The organism is Nostoc sp. CALU 546 (assembly GCF_048836525.1).
In genome coordinates, this window is sequence record NZ_JAWJTF010000029.1 from 1 (window position 1) to 15,193 (window position 15,193).

Annotated in this window: 13 protein-coding genes; 8 read left to right on the forward strand and 5 right to left on the reverse strand. The window is 42.4% G+C overall.

All coding sequences use genetic code 11. The features are described from left to right. The coding region (locus tag RRG12_RS16325) for a FecR domain-containing protein (protein ID WP_420760015.1) at positions 1-1,008 on the reverse strand (1,008 nt) is incomplete at its 3' end. Positions 1,009-1,679: 671 nt separating this feature from the next. Here RRG12_RS16325 and RRG12_RS16330 point away from each other — a divergent pair. After that, positions 1,680-2,984: a hypothetical protein gene (locus RRG12_RS16330; protein WP_420760016.1), complete on the forward strand. Its 1,305-nt coding sequence runs from the start codon at positions 1,680-1,682 to the stop codon at positions 2,982-2,984. Between the two features lie 55 nt (positions 2,985-3,039). On the opposite strand, the gene RRG12_RS16335 is transcribed toward RRG12_RS16330, so the two are convergent. Next, positions 3,040-3,861: a sulfurtransferase gene (locus RRG12_RS16335; RefSeq protein WP_420760017.1), complete on the reverse strand. Its 822-nt coding sequence runs from the start codon at positions 3,859-3,861 to the stop codon at positions 3,040-3,042. A gap of 26 nt (positions 3,862-3,887) precedes the next feature. Here RRG12_RS16335 and RRG12_RS16340 point away from each other — a divergent pair, with 26 nt between their 5' ends. From RRG12_RS16340 to RRG12_RS16355, 4 genes are all read left to right on the forward strand, one after another. Continuing rightward, a complete protein-coding gene (locus tag RRG12_RS16340) occupies positions 3,888-4,811 on the forward strand; it encodes a tRNA (5-methylaminomethyl-2-thiouridine)(34)-methyltransferase MnmD (protein WP_420760018.1) in 924 nt (307 codons plus the stop codon). Positions 4,812-5,609: 798 nt separating this feature from the next. Continuing rightward, entirely contained in the window at positions 5,610-6,848 is a 1,239-nt protein-coding gene (locus RRG12_RS16345) for a response regulator (RefSeq protein WP_069071124.1), read from the forward strand. 183 nt (positions 6,849-7,031) lie between these two features. After that, positions 7,032-8,384 (forward strand): bifunctional UDP-N-acetylglucosamine diphosphorylase/glucosamine-1-phosphate N-acetyltransferase GlmU, encoded by a 1,353-nt coding sequence (glmU, locus tag RRG12_RS16350; RefSeq protein WP_420760019.1) that lies wholly within the window; start codon positions 7,032-7,034, stop codon positions 8,382-8,384. 108 nt (positions 8,385-8,492) lie between these two features. Continuing rightward, entirely contained in the window at positions 8,493-8,915 is a 423-nt protein-coding gene (locus RRG12_RS16355; protein ID WP_420760020.1) for a DUF29 family protein, read from the forward strand. Here the strand turns inward: RRG12_RS16355 and RRG12_RS16360 are convergent. Continuing rightward, the gene (locus tag RRG12_RS16360) at positions 8,906-9,859 is read right to left on the reverse strand and encodes an isoaspartyl peptidase/L-asparaginase (protein ID WP_420760021.1); all 954 of its coding nucleotides are present in this window, start codon (positions 9,857-9,859) and stop codon (positions 8,906-8,908) included. The genes RRG12_RS16355 and RRG12_RS16360 overlap by 10 nt on opposite strands. A gap of 111 nt (positions 9,860-9,970) precedes the next feature. After that, positions 9,971-10,126, reverse strand: coding sequence for a DUF2256 domain-containing protein (locus tag RRG12_RS16365; RefSeq protein WP_084227147.1), 156 nt, complete (start codon positions 10,124-10,126; stop codon positions 9,971-9,973). 172 nt (positions 10,127-10,298) lie between these two features. Here RRG12_RS16365 and RRG12_RS16370 point away from each other — a divergent pair, with 172 nt between their 5' ends. Then, positions 10,299-10,421 (forward strand): hypothetical protein, encoded by a 123-nt coding sequence (locus RRG12_RS16370; RefSeq protein WP_420760022.1) that lies wholly within the window; start codon positions 10,299-10,301, stop codon positions 10,419-10,421. Between the two features lie 154 nt (positions 10,422-10,575). Here RRG12_RS16370 and RRG12_RS16375 read toward each other — a convergent pair whose 3' ends face one another. Beyond that, on the reverse strand, positions 10,576-13,497 hold the full coding sequence (locus RRG12_RS16375) for a GAF domain-containing protein (protein WP_420760023.1): 2,922 nt from the start codon (positions 13,495-13,497) through the stop codon (positions 10,576-10,578). Between the two features lie 100 nt (positions 13,498-13,597). Here RRG12_RS16375 and RRG12_RS16380 point away from each other — a divergent pair, with 100 nt between their 5' ends. Together RRG12_RS16380 and RRG12_RS16385 are read left to right on the forward strand one after the other, a co-directional pair. Continuing rightward, on the forward strand, positions 13,598-14,026 hold the full coding sequence (locus RRG12_RS16380; RefSeq protein ID WP_420760024.1) for a hypothetical protein: 429 nt from the start codon (positions 13,598-13,600) through the stop codon (positions 14,024-14,026). A 15-nt stretch (positions 14,027-14,041) separates the two neighbouring features. After that, positions 14,042-15,175: a quinone-dependent dihydroorotate dehydrogenase gene (locus RRG12_RS16385; RefSeq protein WP_420760025.1), complete on the forward strand. Its 1,134-nt coding sequence runs from the start codon at positions 14,042-14,044 to the stop codon at positions 15,173-15,175. Positions 15,176-15,193: the final 18 nt, after the last annotated feature.

The window sequence follows — 15,193 nt, forward strand, 5'->3', positions numbered from 1 at the left end:
GGGGGTGACTGGTGTTGGGTGTATTGGTGGTGTGGTTGGTGTTGTTGAATTGGGTGGGGTGACTGGTGTTGTCTTAGCTGGGGTGACTGGTGTTGTCTTAGCTGGGGTGACTGGTGTTGTCTTAACTGGGGTGACTGGTGTTGTCTCAGTTGAGGTGTCGGATGTTGTCTCAGTTGAGGTGTCGGATGTTGTCTTAGTTGAGGTGTCGGATGTTGTCTTAGTTGGGGTGTCGGATGTTATCTTAGTTGGGGTGTCGGGTGTAGGAGTTAGCTTCATTTCAAATACTCCCTCGCCTTTTATCGGTGGCTGTGCTTCCAAAGCCTCAACAGTTTCGGCTTGAACACTGGTGATTGCAGGATCAGGTGTAGGCACAGGACTTTGCCTGTTCAAATCAAGTTCTCGAACCAGTTGGCTCGTTTCATAAAAATTTCTCAGATCAAAATCATATAACCTATCAAATTTCCCTTTAACTATAATCACCATTTGCCCTGCTTCCAACACCTGAGTTTCAGAAGCTTCCTTGTTAGAAACTTCAATACCGCTATTTGTTAGCGCACCCACTATTGTGGTGTCTGTTTGTTGGTCGTAGCGTACAAATAATGCTGAACCACGAATTGCTGCTGCTGCATTTGGTGTTTGTATACGTGTTTGTCCTTGTCCTGGTGGGATGAGCAGCAACACAGTCCCATTTGACAGTTTAAAGTCACGAGTCTTCGGTAAAAATTGAAATAACGCCTGTTCTCCAACTCGTGCCAAAGAACCATCATTGAAACGTAAATCTGCTAGGGAAGCTCTACCAGTTGACAACCCATCCCCAGGAGTCATTGCATCTAACTTGCGTGCAGGACGTTTCTTCAATTTATCTTTAGGTATCAGTTGTACGATGTTGCGGAGGTTCTGAATCTCTGCTCGCGTTAGAGGAGTTATGGCACTTACCCGATTTGGCAAAGGCAGTACTATAACTGCCCATAAACTAATCACCAATAATGGAAACGATTTATAAAACATAGTTTCATAATTTTTGAGCTTCAACTAATACAAAAAAAAATAAATATTTAATCTAAATTCTAATTTTTACAGGATTTTTTAGTTAACTTTATTTGATTTTTCATTTATTTCTAATAAATAAAGGAGATAAGAAATAAACTAGATAAATCATGTTTTTTAAAATCAATATTATCTTATTACCTTGTTTTCTCTTCTGCGCTACCTCTCTACGCAAGTAAGTTCAGAAATAAAATCAAATTACTAATATGTATTTAGTTGATTTTATTTTTTATTCTGAAACTGACATTAGTTAGTTTGCAATAAAGTCTGTAGCCGATTCAAAAGTTAGCATTTGATATAAACAATTAAATCATGAGTACGTTATATATAATCCTCTCTAATCATTTCAGCCAAAGGGTTATCAGTTATGCATAACAAGAAGTTGCTAGATTATATTTGTGAGATTACTCACTGGCTATATTTCACTAAATTTCAGCAAAAACTTGATAGGGGCATTTCAGTTTTACAAAATAATGTGAGAAAAAATCCGAAAAGCAACAATTTTAGTTTGTAGTTTCAGTATATACCTACAAGGCTAAAATAGATGCAGTCAATTACCTATTCGGAATCGGAACTTCCGATACCGCTTGTGGGTCTACATTTGCCAAACGCGATCAACGCGATCTAACCAGATGCGACTCCAAAACTGGAAAAATTTGTTTTTTTGTATTTTATTAGCATCCAGTGGTGGAAGCTGGTGTTGCATTAGAGTAGATGCGGCAGAATCTGCAAATACAGATATTTCGCGTCCTAACAGTTTAGTAAGCACACAGGTAAGTTATAAACGGTTATGTCAGAAATTGGAACAAGAGGCAATTAACTATTTGTGCAAGCAGTCGAGTGAGTCGCATTTTTTAGACTCTCAGATGCCGTTGAATCTGACACAGCAAGCACCAGAAACACCTCAAACTCCAGTCCAAACTGAAGAAATTGAAAATGCTCAAAGGCAAAATGACCCGCCACAGCTAGAATCGCAGCCAAGTAATTTGCCAACATCTCCTTCAGACTCAAAAGAGCAACTATTAAATACACCTGAGATAGATTATTCTCAAAGGCTAGAGAGGCTAATAGAACTGCTGCGATCGCCAAAACAACCACCTGAGTCTGATAGCGATCGCGAATTGGGTTTGCGGGTGCGGTTACGACCTCTAGAACAGCAGCTACCACCCATAGAACAACCCATCATACCTAAGAATTTTAAACCCATAGGCTACCTACAGGGGCGTGTAGGCTACTTTCAGACGACTAATATTTTTTCCTCAGATGATAGTCCTATAGAAGATGGTTTAATTATTTCTGGACTGACACTAGCCTCTGCATATTTCCCTTTGACATCTAAGACTTATTTAAACGCCTCAATTGATGGCAATCTCATTCGTTACATAAATCAGTCACAATATCATTACAACCAGGTGAGATTGAATCTCAGTCTTTACCAACATCTATCCCAGCGGATGTATGGAGAAATCACTTGGAGCAATCAACAGTTATTTTATGCCAACAACAGCGATCGCCCAGATGGCTTTAAAGCTGGCGATCGCTTTTTAAATGAGAATTCCCTACAACTGTCTTTAGGACGGCGAGATCCCTTAACTTCAAGATTAACCCTAGATAGCTTTTACGAATTGAGTGTAAATTTTGCTGATCCCCCAAGTCGGAGTCGGATAATCAATACCTTTTGGGTGTCTCTGAACTACTACTTGCAAAAGCCTCTTCAGGTTGGTATTAACTACCAGGGTAATTTCTCAGACTTTACACAGCGCGATCGAGAAGACCAATTTCATCGGCTATTCGGGCACTTAAATTACCGAATATCCCAGACTAGTAATCTGAATTTACAGGCTGGAGCAAGTTTGGGTAGTTCAACCGCCGAAAACATTGATTTTGATGGCTGGTTCTTCAGTATTAATTACAGTTTACAATTAGGTCGGTTTTGAAATTTGTCATTTGCCATTTGTCATTTGTCATTTGTTAAAAAATAATCATTAATTACTACATATAACTAATCCAATCACTCCAACTGCCTGCATAAAGTTTACCTTTGGTAATATCAGCTAATTCTAAAGAAAGTAAATTTACGCAAGCAGTAACGCCAGATCCGCAATATACAAAGATTTCTTCGGCTGTTTCTAGCTTTTCCCAGCGACGGCGTTGTTCCTCTTGAGGAAGTAGGTAGCCGGAAGAATCTGTAACTTCTTGCCAGGGATAGTTGACTGCACCGGGAATATGCCCAGCAATTTTATCAATTGGCTCTCGTTCGCCTCGGTAGCGATCGCTTTCTCTTGAATCTACTAATACTACCTCGTGGCTATCTTTCCGGCTTTTCACGGCTGTAATATCTACCACCTTTTCTGTTTGTACTTGAGCTACAAACGTACCTATTCGGGCGGGAGGAATAACATCTGTAACAGAATACCCAGCTTTTTGCCATCCAGTAAAGCCTCCATCCAGTACTGCTACTTGCTCATGTCCGAGATAGCGCAACAGCCACCACAGACGAGCCGCAAAGGCAAAGCGCGAATCATCATAAGCTACAACTAAAGTTTTTTGGTAATTTACCCCAATCGCCGCAAATTTCTTCGCTATATCATTAGAGTTAGGTAAAGGATGCCTCCCACCATGCTTACCTACTGGACTAGAAAGATCCTGATTCAAATCTAGGTAATATGAACCCTTTATATGACTTGTCTGGTACTGTTGTTGTCCTAGTTGTGGATCGGCTAGGGAAAAGCGACAATCCACAATAACGACTTGCGGATCATCTAGATGTTCAAATAGCCAAGTTGGCGAAACAACAAATTGGGAATTTGGCATGGGGCATTATTTAGTTTTTTTGTAAGATGACAGACTTAGAGAATTTTACACCTAAGCTAACAGCAGATGGTTCTTTCACCTTTGTCTCTCAAGAGTTTGGTGAATCTTTTCACAGCCATTATGGAGCGCAGCAGGAGAGTTTTTCCAAGTTTGTGGAACCGACTAAACTGGCTATAACAGCGCAAAAACCAGTCTTACGACTATTGGATATTTGTTATGGTCTAGGATATAACACGGCTGCTGCTTTGCAGACGATTTGGGCAGTGAATCCTAGTTGCTGTGTGGAAGTAATCGGTTTAGAACTGAATCCAGCAGTATCACAAGCTGCGATCGCTCACAACTTGTTCGACAATTGGAACTGTAACCATATTGAAATCTTGAAAGAGCTAGCTTTTGAGCATCAAGTGCAAACACCTCGCCTGAAAGCAAAGCTACTAATTGGCGATGCTAGAACTACGATAAAGCTAGTACATCAGTCGGGTTTCTGGGCAGATGCAATTTTCCTCGATCCCTTTTCACCACCTCAATGTCCTCAATTATGGACTATTGAATTTATTAAACAGCTGTCATTGTGCTTACATCCAGATGGTTTATTAGCCACCTATTCTTGTGCTGCTGCTGTACGTACAGCACTTTTATCTGCTGGCTTGATCATAGGTTCTACCCCACCCGTGGGAAGGCGATCGCCTGGTACTGTGGCAGCACACTCTCAGTGTGGTGAGTCTCAAAACCACTCAGCACTCACTACCCTTTCCCAAGCTGAAAAAGAACACTTGCTAACTCGTGCTGCTATTCCTTATCGCGATCCTCAATTGAGCGATCCAACCAAAGTCATAGTGATGCGGCGACAACAAGAGCAAGAAATCTCTTCGCTGGAACCTACCTCTGGCTGGCGAAAAAGGTGGCTATTAGGAAAACAAGCTAGAGATTTTTTGGGAACTAGTTTGTAGTTCGGTTACGATATCTACGACAGGCTACGCCTGAGCAACTACAAGCCCCATTGTTAGTCCTTAATTCCAGACAAAATAAACATTATTTTTGGCAAAATTTCTGATTTCTTTATCCACATACATAGTCACGCAACGAGTTTTTACCGAAAAAGAATTCAGGAGTCAGAATGGGCTAAACCTTAGTTATCCGCTAACAGAATTGAATTCTGTGCGACTGGTGGATGAATCATGATCTAGAGCAAGCGACTTCAGTCGTGGAGGAGAAAAAAGTATTCCTTGCTTGAAACCCCTGACTTCAGACATGGGGTATTCTGACCAGAGGCGGAGCGTCTCCGGCTTTGCTCCGGAATTCTGACTCCTTTTCATAAGCCAAATAGCCTCTTTTTATGATAGTATTTAATATCACATTCAGCTTGGCAGTACTTGAGTATTGCTATAACTAAGTAAGTAAAAATATTTATATCTAATGATTACCATAAATATTTGACACTCAAAACCCGATATCTCAATATAAAGTGTTAAATTATAACGCTTTCTGACGCTCCTCGCTTAAATAATCTCCGTAAAAAACCTGATTTAACATTTATGAAAATTCATCATACTGGAATTACGAGCAAAAAATTTGACAACAAGATACACCTTGTTCGTAACATAAAAGATACATACTGCAAAAAACTCAGATAGGCAGTTTGATATCACACATAATCCCTATGAAAACTCTGGCTCAGATACAATCGAATATTAATTTTTTTTTGAAATCTAACACTGTTAACTTGTGCAAAAACTTGGAGTGCCTTTGTGATTCAATGGAAATCCAACCATACAGGCTTTACAGAACAAATTGTTAGTGGGTCAAACCCCATTAACACAGTGAAGAGTATCGGTTCAAATAATACCGTAGGATCGCAAAATGTGGAGGGTTATTCTTTAGGCTTATCTCAAGAAGACCTTATGCTTGAAGATAGCCAAGCATTGTCTTCTTGGATAAAAGCTGATGTTAGTTGTGGTGATGATTCACGGGTTTCTATAACACTACAAGCCAAAGGTTCTAAAGTGAATGGGTTTGATTTAGATCCGCCGAAGGTTTTAGTAGTTGACGATCATGCCGCCAGTCGGATGACTGCTGTTGCCCTCTTGGGTATGGAAGGATACGAAGTGATTGAGGCAGACAGTGGTTCGATTGTTGTGGGATTGGTAACTCAAAAACAGCCAGATTTGATTTTGCTGGATGTAATGATGCCAGGAATGGATGGATTTGAAGTGTGCCAATTGCTTAAACAGGATGAGCAAACTAGACTAATCCCGGTGATTTTTATTACAGCTTTAAATGACAGGCGATCGCGCATCCGGGGAATTGAGGTTGGTGCAGATGATTTTCTCACCAAACCCTTTGATCGGGTGGAACTGTCGGCGCGTGTAAAATCCTTGGTGCGGCAAAAGCGTCTGAATGAAGATTTAGACCATGCCGAACAAGTACTGTTTTCCATTGCCATGTCCATTGAAAGTCGCGATCCCAATACGGGCAACCATTGTGAACGCCTAGTAAAACTGGGACAATTTTTTGGTGAATACCTCAGCCTCTCACGCTACCAAATTCGAGATTTAAAGTGGGGTGGTTATCTCCACGATATTGGTAAGGTAGGTATTCCCGATGCAGTGCTGCTGAAAAAAGGCGAACTCACCCCCGAAGATTGGCAAATCATGCAGCAGCACGTTTTGATTGGGGAAAAAATCTGCCAACCACTACGCAGTATGCGGGGTGTAATTCCGATTATTCGTCATCACCACGAACGCTGGAATGGCTCAGGCTACCCTGATAAACTCAAGGGGGATGATATTCCCTACCTGGCGCAAGTATTTCAGTTAATTGATATTTACGATGCCCTAACCAGCGAACGACCTTACAAAAAAGCTTTTACATCAGCAGAAGCACTTTCAGTGATGCAAAAAGAAACTGATTCCGGTTGGCGTAATCCCAAACTAATGCAGCAGTTTGCAGAGTTTATTCGCTCTTGTCATGGAAAAGAAAGAGAGTAGGGAATAATTTCAATTTCTAGCTATTGTTGTAACTTGCGCCTTTGCTGAGTCAATTTTTCCCGACTCCTAAATTCTGACTCCTTTGATAATTTCAGTCTTCTATAATTAGCTGGTATGATTTGAGCCTGTATTCAAAGTACCAACAGCATTAATCACAATTTCACTGATAGCTGATAGCTAATTATGGTAGTTGTAGCAATTCTAGCGGCGGGACGCGGCACACGGATGAAATCACGCTTACCGAAAGTTTTACATTCTTTGGGTGGGCGATCGCTAGTAGAGAGAGTTCTCGACAGTGTAGAACCACTTTCGCCCTCACGGCGAATCGTGATTGTGGGATATCAGTCCGAGGAAGTGCAAGCCGCCATGCATTTAATTCCCAGTTTGGAGTTTGTCGAACAGACTGTGCAATTGGGTACAGGTCATGCGATCCAGCAATTACTGCCTCATTTGGAAGACTACACAGGGGATTTGTTGATACTTAACGGCGATTTACCGTTAATACGCAGCGAAACCCTCAAGCAGATGTTACAAACTCACGCCCAAAATCAAAACGCCGCCACCATCCTTACCTCGCACTTACCCGATCCCACCGGCTACGGGCGCGTTTTTTGTAACGATGAAAATATTGTGCAGCAAATGGTCGAACATAAGGATTGTAGTGCTGCCCAAAGACAAAATCACCGCATTAACGCTGGAGTTTACTGCTTCCGCTGGCCAGATTTGGCAAAAGTGCTTCCCCATCTACAGGCAAACAATGCCCAAAAAGAATACTATCTTACCGATGCCGTAACTCAGGTAGGAAAAGTTATGGCAGTGGATGTGGAAGATTACCAAGAAATTCTCGGCATCAACGATCGCTTGCAACTGGCAACAGCATCCGAAATTTTGCAAAAACGAGTCAAAGAAAAATGGATGCTAGCGGGTGTTACCCTCATCGATCCTACAAGCATCACCATTGATGAAACTGTAGAATTGCAACCGGATGTAATTATTGAACCCCAAACTCACCTACGGGGAAATACTGTGATTCAAACAGGAAGTCACATTGGGCCAGGTAGTTTAATTGAAAATAGCCAGTTAGCTGAAAACGTCACAGTCCAGTATTCAGTAGTAACACATAGCACTGTGCAGACAGGCAGCCGAATTGGCCCCTATGCTCATTTGCGCGGTAACGTAGAAGTGGGTGCTGGTTGCCGTGTCGGGAATTTTGTGGAATTGAAAAATACGCAATTAGGCGATCGCACAAATGCAGCCCATTTGTCCTATATAGGTGATACCGTTGTCGGCAATCAGGTGAATATTGGTGCCGGTACAATTACTGCCAATTATGACGGCGTGAAGAAACATCGTACCAAAATAGGCGATCGCACAAAAACTGGTGCTAATAGTGTTTTAGTAGCTCCACTTACCTTGGGAGATGATGTCTATATTGCAGCTGGTTCTACAGTCACAGAAGATGTGCCTGATAATTCTCTGGTGATTGCCCGTAGCCGTCAGGTAGTGAAACCAGCTTGGCGCAAGAAAAGCCAATAAAGCGATAATTAAATCATCAGATTAGCTGATTTAACTAAAGGTAAAAGATGAGGAAAAATTATTCGCCAGTCAGGATTGCCACGCGCTCTTTTTGAGGTGACTTAGCAGATGGAAGAATTGCTAGAACTGAGGCAATTTCTAGAACAAGGCAAAATCCATGAGGCGCTGCTGTTGGTGGATGAGTTAGAAGAAATGAGCCTCAGTGACAAAATCAATAAAATTGATAGTTATGGTGTAATTCTGCTCATCCATTTAATTAGACAAAAGGCTGAAAAACGTTCTACTCGCTCTTGGGATGTTTCGATAGAAAATACAGTGCGGGAAATCAACAAAATAAACAAGCGCCGCAAATCCGGTGGGTTTTACTTGAATCAAGCAGAATTAATCGATATTCTGCAACAAGGATATCAAGTGGCACTGAAAAGAGCGGCGCTAGAAGCTTTTGAGGGGCGTTATGAAGCCCAAGAATTAGCTGAAATGGTTGACCAGCAAGAAACTTTAGCCGAAGCACTGGAACTGATTCAACAATAGCCAATCAATTCATTATCATTCCATTCCAAGGTGTCACCAACTTTTTCGCCGTCGTGGTAGGCGGCGAGTAAGATTTCGCTAGTTTTACCCCAAGCGATCGCTCCACTCACATCTAAAGCGATCGCTCCCAAATCTCGTTTGTTGTGGTGCGCTTCTCCAAAGGAGCGCTGCATAGCATCCTTCAGGGACATACCATCAGTAACACGCACCACAATCCGGGGAGCTAAACACTCATCGATGATATCTTCCCCAATCCCAGTACAACTCACACCAGCATTACTAGTAGCATAATTACCTGCGGGCATCGCAGAATCACTTACCCGTCCAATCCGCTCAAAGCCCTTACCACCAGTAGAAGTGCCAGCAGCTAGTTTACCACAAGTATCTAAAGCTACAACACCAATGGTACCGCGTCCGGCATTGCTAGTTTCTAAAAGTTCGGGTTCTGCTACCACGCCAGCCATTGTACTTTTAAAATTATCTTGGCGCTCTTGCATCCACTCTTGTAACCGCAAATCAGTTAAAGCGTTATAGCTGGGAAGTTGCATTTCTCGCGCCAACTCAGCCGAGCCGAAATCTGATAGCACTCGGTCTGGCGAGCTTTGTAAAAATTGCGCTAACTCAATGGGATTTTTCACCCGCGAAATATTAATTACACCACTAAACCGCCCTAATGCCCCATCCATCAAAGAAGCACTCATGCGGATTTGCCCATCAGATTGCAGTACTGAACCAGTACCAGCATTAAAGCGGGGATTGTCTTCGAGCATTTGGCAACCCTGCACCACCGCCTCAGAGGCAGTTGCTCCTGACAATAGTAGAGAATAGACTTCTTCTATGACTGTATGGAGCGATCGGCGCACCGCCTCCAATCCGCCTTTACCGTGGAGAGAACTACCAGCCCCTCCATGAATAATTAATTTAGGTTGCACCTGTAACTCCATTAATCTCTTGCGCTATTTGCGTCTGTGTTGCGGTTGGTTTCATTGGGGACTGGGTATTAGGGATTGGGTATTGGGAAGAATTCATTCCCTAGTCCCCAGTCCCCAGTCCCTTTAAGTTTGCGCTTCAGAACGGCGACGACGACAACGTTCTGAACAGTATTTCACATCGTCCCAGCAATCTTGCCACTTTTTACGCCATGTGAAAGGACGTTGACATACCGGACAGATTTTTGTGGGTAGGTCAGATTTAGAACGAACACGTCCCATATAAATACTGTGTAGATGAGAATTTGATTTCTGAGGGAGATGGAAAATAATTATAACCAGTTTGCTACAAAGGGAGGATATTTTCGGCAAATAAATGTTTTGTCAATCTATCTTTAGACTTATTTTTGAACTCTCTCCTAAAAAGAGATAGCCAGAAACCAGATTTAAAGTTATGCGATCGCCGATTCGCATTTTTTTGGTTGCCAAATATTTAAAAGCAGAAAGTAAAAGCGAACTCCGCCATGAGTATTTGGCTGGTCAAATTTTTGCGATGTCTGCGACGGGCTACGCCTAGGCTAAACCAGTGTAATTGATGATTCTTTATAATAATATCCGCCTTTGATTTGATGAAAATTGAACTAGCGATCGCTATTCATCAATCAATATTTAAACTTAACCTACAGCAAACTCAGTATCAGAGCGCACTCTAGCAGGTTGAAAACCCAATACTAAGAATCATTACCAACTAACGGTAACAGCAACCGGCTAACTACTCGATTATCTGGTAACTGATAGAAATTCAACTCTCCTCCTAGTTCCTGCATGAGATTTTGGCAGATTAGCAGATGTAAAGCTGGTGGTTGGTCGAGGTTGGAGGGAGCAAGGACATCCTTGGGTGTATTATCATGTAGTTCTGTTAATAACTGTGGTTCGATCGCACCATTATATGTAATCGACAGTTCTAGTGATGTCTGATGTTCAGCCCCTCCACTTGTAGAATAATGCTTTGTATCTGAGGGCTTTGTCGCATCTAAACGGCGACACCAAATATCAATTCTGCCACCGCTTTGAGAACGGTTACAGGCGGTAACCAATAATTCATGGATAACTAATTCAATTTTGACAATATCACCAGCGATCGCCATTGAAGATTGAGCGCTGGAGCTAGGAACACCCCTGACTAATGAAGAATTCTTTGGCGACTCTTGCTCATCAATGGGTTGTCCCAAGCCATGTACACCAATCCACAGCTTTTGTTGTTTAAGTAAGTTTTCAATCCGTTCGAGCGATCGCTTCAGTAAACTGGCTATGGGCATAGTTTCCCAACTAATATGTAGCTGCCAATGCTCAAGTTTAAGCATTCCACTCATAGAGGTGGCTGTATGATCTAACTGCCGCAGCAATAGTTGGTAGCGCATCTGAGTCAGTTCATTAGCAGGAATCCCCAAATCATGTATTTGTTTAAGGGAAAGCGCCGTGATTCTTTGAATTTCCTCTAAACGCCGATGTTTATACCAGTTGAGTTGTCGTAATTCTTCGGTTGTAGATTCTAAAAGTCGGGTAATTTGCTTTTCACGACGCCACCAAGCTAATAGAGAAATCAGAGTTGCAGTCGCACTGAGGTTTTGTTCTGACCAGCGACGCTCTTGATAGTCTACTAACAAGACTACACCAGTGGTTTCATAATCAGCATTGGTACGTAATGCCATCACCAAAATTTGACTTTTGTTTGGAACGTTCAACCATTTTCGAGTTTCCGGGGGTAAATTATCTACCTTCAAAGTCAAGTAATTCTCTGTCGCAAGTGCCCACTGAATTAAAGCTTCAGACTGAATAGAAATAGATGCATCGGAAACAACTCCAAATAGGCTATTGTCAATCACTCCAGGGATAATTTCTGCCCACCTTTCACCAGGTGACCAGGATAGCATTACTGCTAAGGGACAACCCAAAATTGATACTATTTGTTCGAGTGCTGTACGTTCTAAATGTTTTTTTTCGACCTCGATGCTGTTCTGGGATTGTGTCAGGATGCGTAGGCATTGCTCAAATGCCTGGGAAGTTTTTTGCTGCTGGGTGGTACGGTTGTGTAATTGCCACTGACGAATAATTACGCCAATCTGTTGACTGACAGCCCACAGCAACTCTTTTTCCAGAGTTGTCCAAGAACGATGGGTTTCGTGAGTGATGACCAAAAGTGGTGCTGGTATTTGACCGTGAGTGCATTTACAAATAAGTAGCGATCGCACACCATTCTCTAACAACAAGGGACGCCAGTTAAAAAAGCGTAAGTCTTCATCTAAGTTTTCAATCTCCACCGCTTGAGTTGAACGTTGCAAAAGCTGCCCATCTAATTCCTTAAGAATATTGAGGCTAAATGTCAACGCTCGGCGATTATGAGGCTGACTTTGGTAAATAAATTGATAATTATTTTGCTCAGAGTCATACTGCAACAGCAAAAAGCGGGTAGCACCTAGTCGAGCTAAAACTCTTTTAGCACAGCTGTGTAAAGTTTCTTGAAGGTCATGTTCGCTATAGATACCTTGAGCAACTTGGCTAGTCAGTTGGGCATCTTCTTGAATCTGTTTGATGGTGCTTTCCATACTTTCGGTAGGTGCAACCAGTGAGATTAAACCAGCAACACCTTGGACGAAATTTTTGTCTGTTTCTGTCCAGATGCGAGGTTCATTGCTTTCCACCGCCAGAAAACCGACTAAGTTCTTTTGCCAGATTATCGGAGCGGCCAGAAGCGATCGCACTTTTAGCCGTTGCAGCAATTTTGCCGTAAAATGACTCTTCAAAGAACTGCGTGCATCACCAATGGAGACAATTTGGTTAACTGCCAAAGCATAATAAAAGTCGCTCAACTCTTGTACAGTCATTCCCGCCGCTTGCTGACTGCTGGAACTGCGATCGATTTTGACTAGTTGATTGCTCATTCGACACCAAAAGTAGCGCCCTTCCCGCTCAAACCAGTAAACATTTGTTCGGTTGGGGGAGACAAATTTATGAGTTGCTTGTACCGCTGCTTCAAGTCTTTGATTCAGGTTACTGAGGGTGCGTAAATTTTCCAGCAATTCTAATAATGGCTCGTCAGTTCGCTTGGTTTGCTTTTGCTGCTTATGCATCTCATTTTGATAAAGCACTGCTCCCAGTTCACCTAAAACCATCATCAAACGTGCTTTTGTTTCTCCTGTCAGTAGGTAGCCCCAACGTTCTGAACCCAGTAACAACAAGCCTAAGCAACGGTCTTTATAGCGAATTGGTAAAATAATCGTTCCTTGGATGTGGAGTTTTTCGGCAATTTTTCCCCATTCGGCGGCGCGGATTTCAGTTTGTAAATCAGCTATACCCAAGGGATGCTGTTCAATCACCACTTGCTCTAATAAATCCCCAGGACTGAGAACAACCCTTTGGCGTAAAAAGCTCGTGTCATGATCAGGTGTAATGCCGCCTTTGCCGAATAATATGTGATTTAGGCGATCGTAAAGAGCAATCCAAATCAGTCTGTAGTCAAACTCTTCCTTGAGATAAGAAATAGTAGTTTCAATCAGAACGTCAACATCATCTTCTTCTCTGAGGCTCTGGAGGACACGTCCCAAGGAGAGGATCTGCTGTTCGGCGGCTATAGGTTTTTGCGGCTGCCCCATCTGATTTATTGGTTAACATAACTTGTAATATATAAGATGCCCAGAAAAGCACCCTGAGTAATATTGCCACGGGTGTTTGCTGAAAGTTCTAAGTAACGAGTTGGTTGAAGTTAGATTATGGAGTGCTAGCGAAATGGGCGAAACTTCATCCGATGCTCTAGAGGAGCAGAGACAAATCTCAGAGGAAAAGCGAGAGTCTGCTGAAGATACCAGGCTCTTACAAGAAAAGGAGCGAGAGGCTGCTGAAGATGTCAGATTCTCACAAGAGGAGCAGCGACAACTTGCTGAAGAAATGAGAAATTTTGCCGAAGAAATGCGGCAGATTGCTGAAGACATGAGAAATTCTGCGGAAGTAACCCGGCAGATTGCTGAAGAAGTGCGGCTAGCTAAAGAAGAACTTCGACAAGTTAGAGAGGAAGCACGGCAAGCCAAAGACGAACTCCGACAAGCTAAAGAGGAACTCCAACAAGCTAAAGAGGAACTCCAACAAGCTAAAGAGGAAGCGCGGCGGTCTACCGAATTCGCGTAGTTTTTAAGGATTAAAATGGATATTTATCAACTTGCTATTCGTCCGCTTTTGTTCAATCTGGTAAAAACCGATTCAGAATGGTTACACCAGCAGACTATTCGCACTTTTAGCTGGCTATCGCAAACCCCTGCTAGTTGGGCAAACCAACGCTTACAAAAATCTTTATGTCTGTACGATTCCCGCCTAGAACAAAATTTGTTTGGGCTAAACTTTCCAAATCCTGTAGGGTTAGCAGCTGGCTTTGATAAGGATGGAGTCGCTGCTGGCATTTGGTCTAATCTGGGTTTTGGCTTTGCGGAACTAGGAACTGTAACTTTTCACGCACAGCCAGGAAATCCGCGTCCTCGTTTGTTTCGCCTACCGTTAGATAAAGCTGCTCTCAATCGGATGGGCTTTAATAATCTTGGTGCAGCAGCAATGGCGGCACGTTTGACACATGAAAAACAGGAGTTAACTCAGTCAATACCCATAGGGATAAATTTGGGTAAATCTAAGGTGACTCCCCTAGAAGCAGCCGCACAGGATTATCTCGATAGTTTTCGCTTACTCAAGGATTTGGGAGACTATTTTGTTGTTAATGTCTCTTCTCCCAATACACCAGGATTGCGATCGCTCCAAGATGCTTCTATGCTCAGTGCCATCTTAGATTTATTACAACAAGAAAATACTGCACAAAAACCATTTTTTGTCAAGATAGCGCCAGATTTATCATGGGAAGCGATCGCTGACATTATAATTCTTGCTAAAACCTACCAACTGGCGGGAATTATTGCGACTAACACCACCATCAGCCGTGATGGACTGAAAACCCAGGTGATTGACCAAACAGGCAAATCACCCCAGGAAGAAGCTGGCGGAATTAGTGGTGAACCATTGCGCGATCGCTCCACTGAGGTAATTCGTTTTATTTGGCAGCAAACCCAAGGACAAATCCCGATTATTGGCGTTGGTGGCATCTTTTCTCCTGAAGATGCTTGGGAGAAAATTACTGCTGGTGCTAGTTTGATTCAGGTTTATACTGGCTGGATTTACGAAGGCCCACTGATGGTACGCCGAATTTTAGCAGGTTTACTTGTTCTACTAGAACAAAACGGATTAAATTCCATCAACGAAGCTGTGGGTTTACAAACAAAAATTCCAAAATTCTAATTTTGAATTTTGAATTTT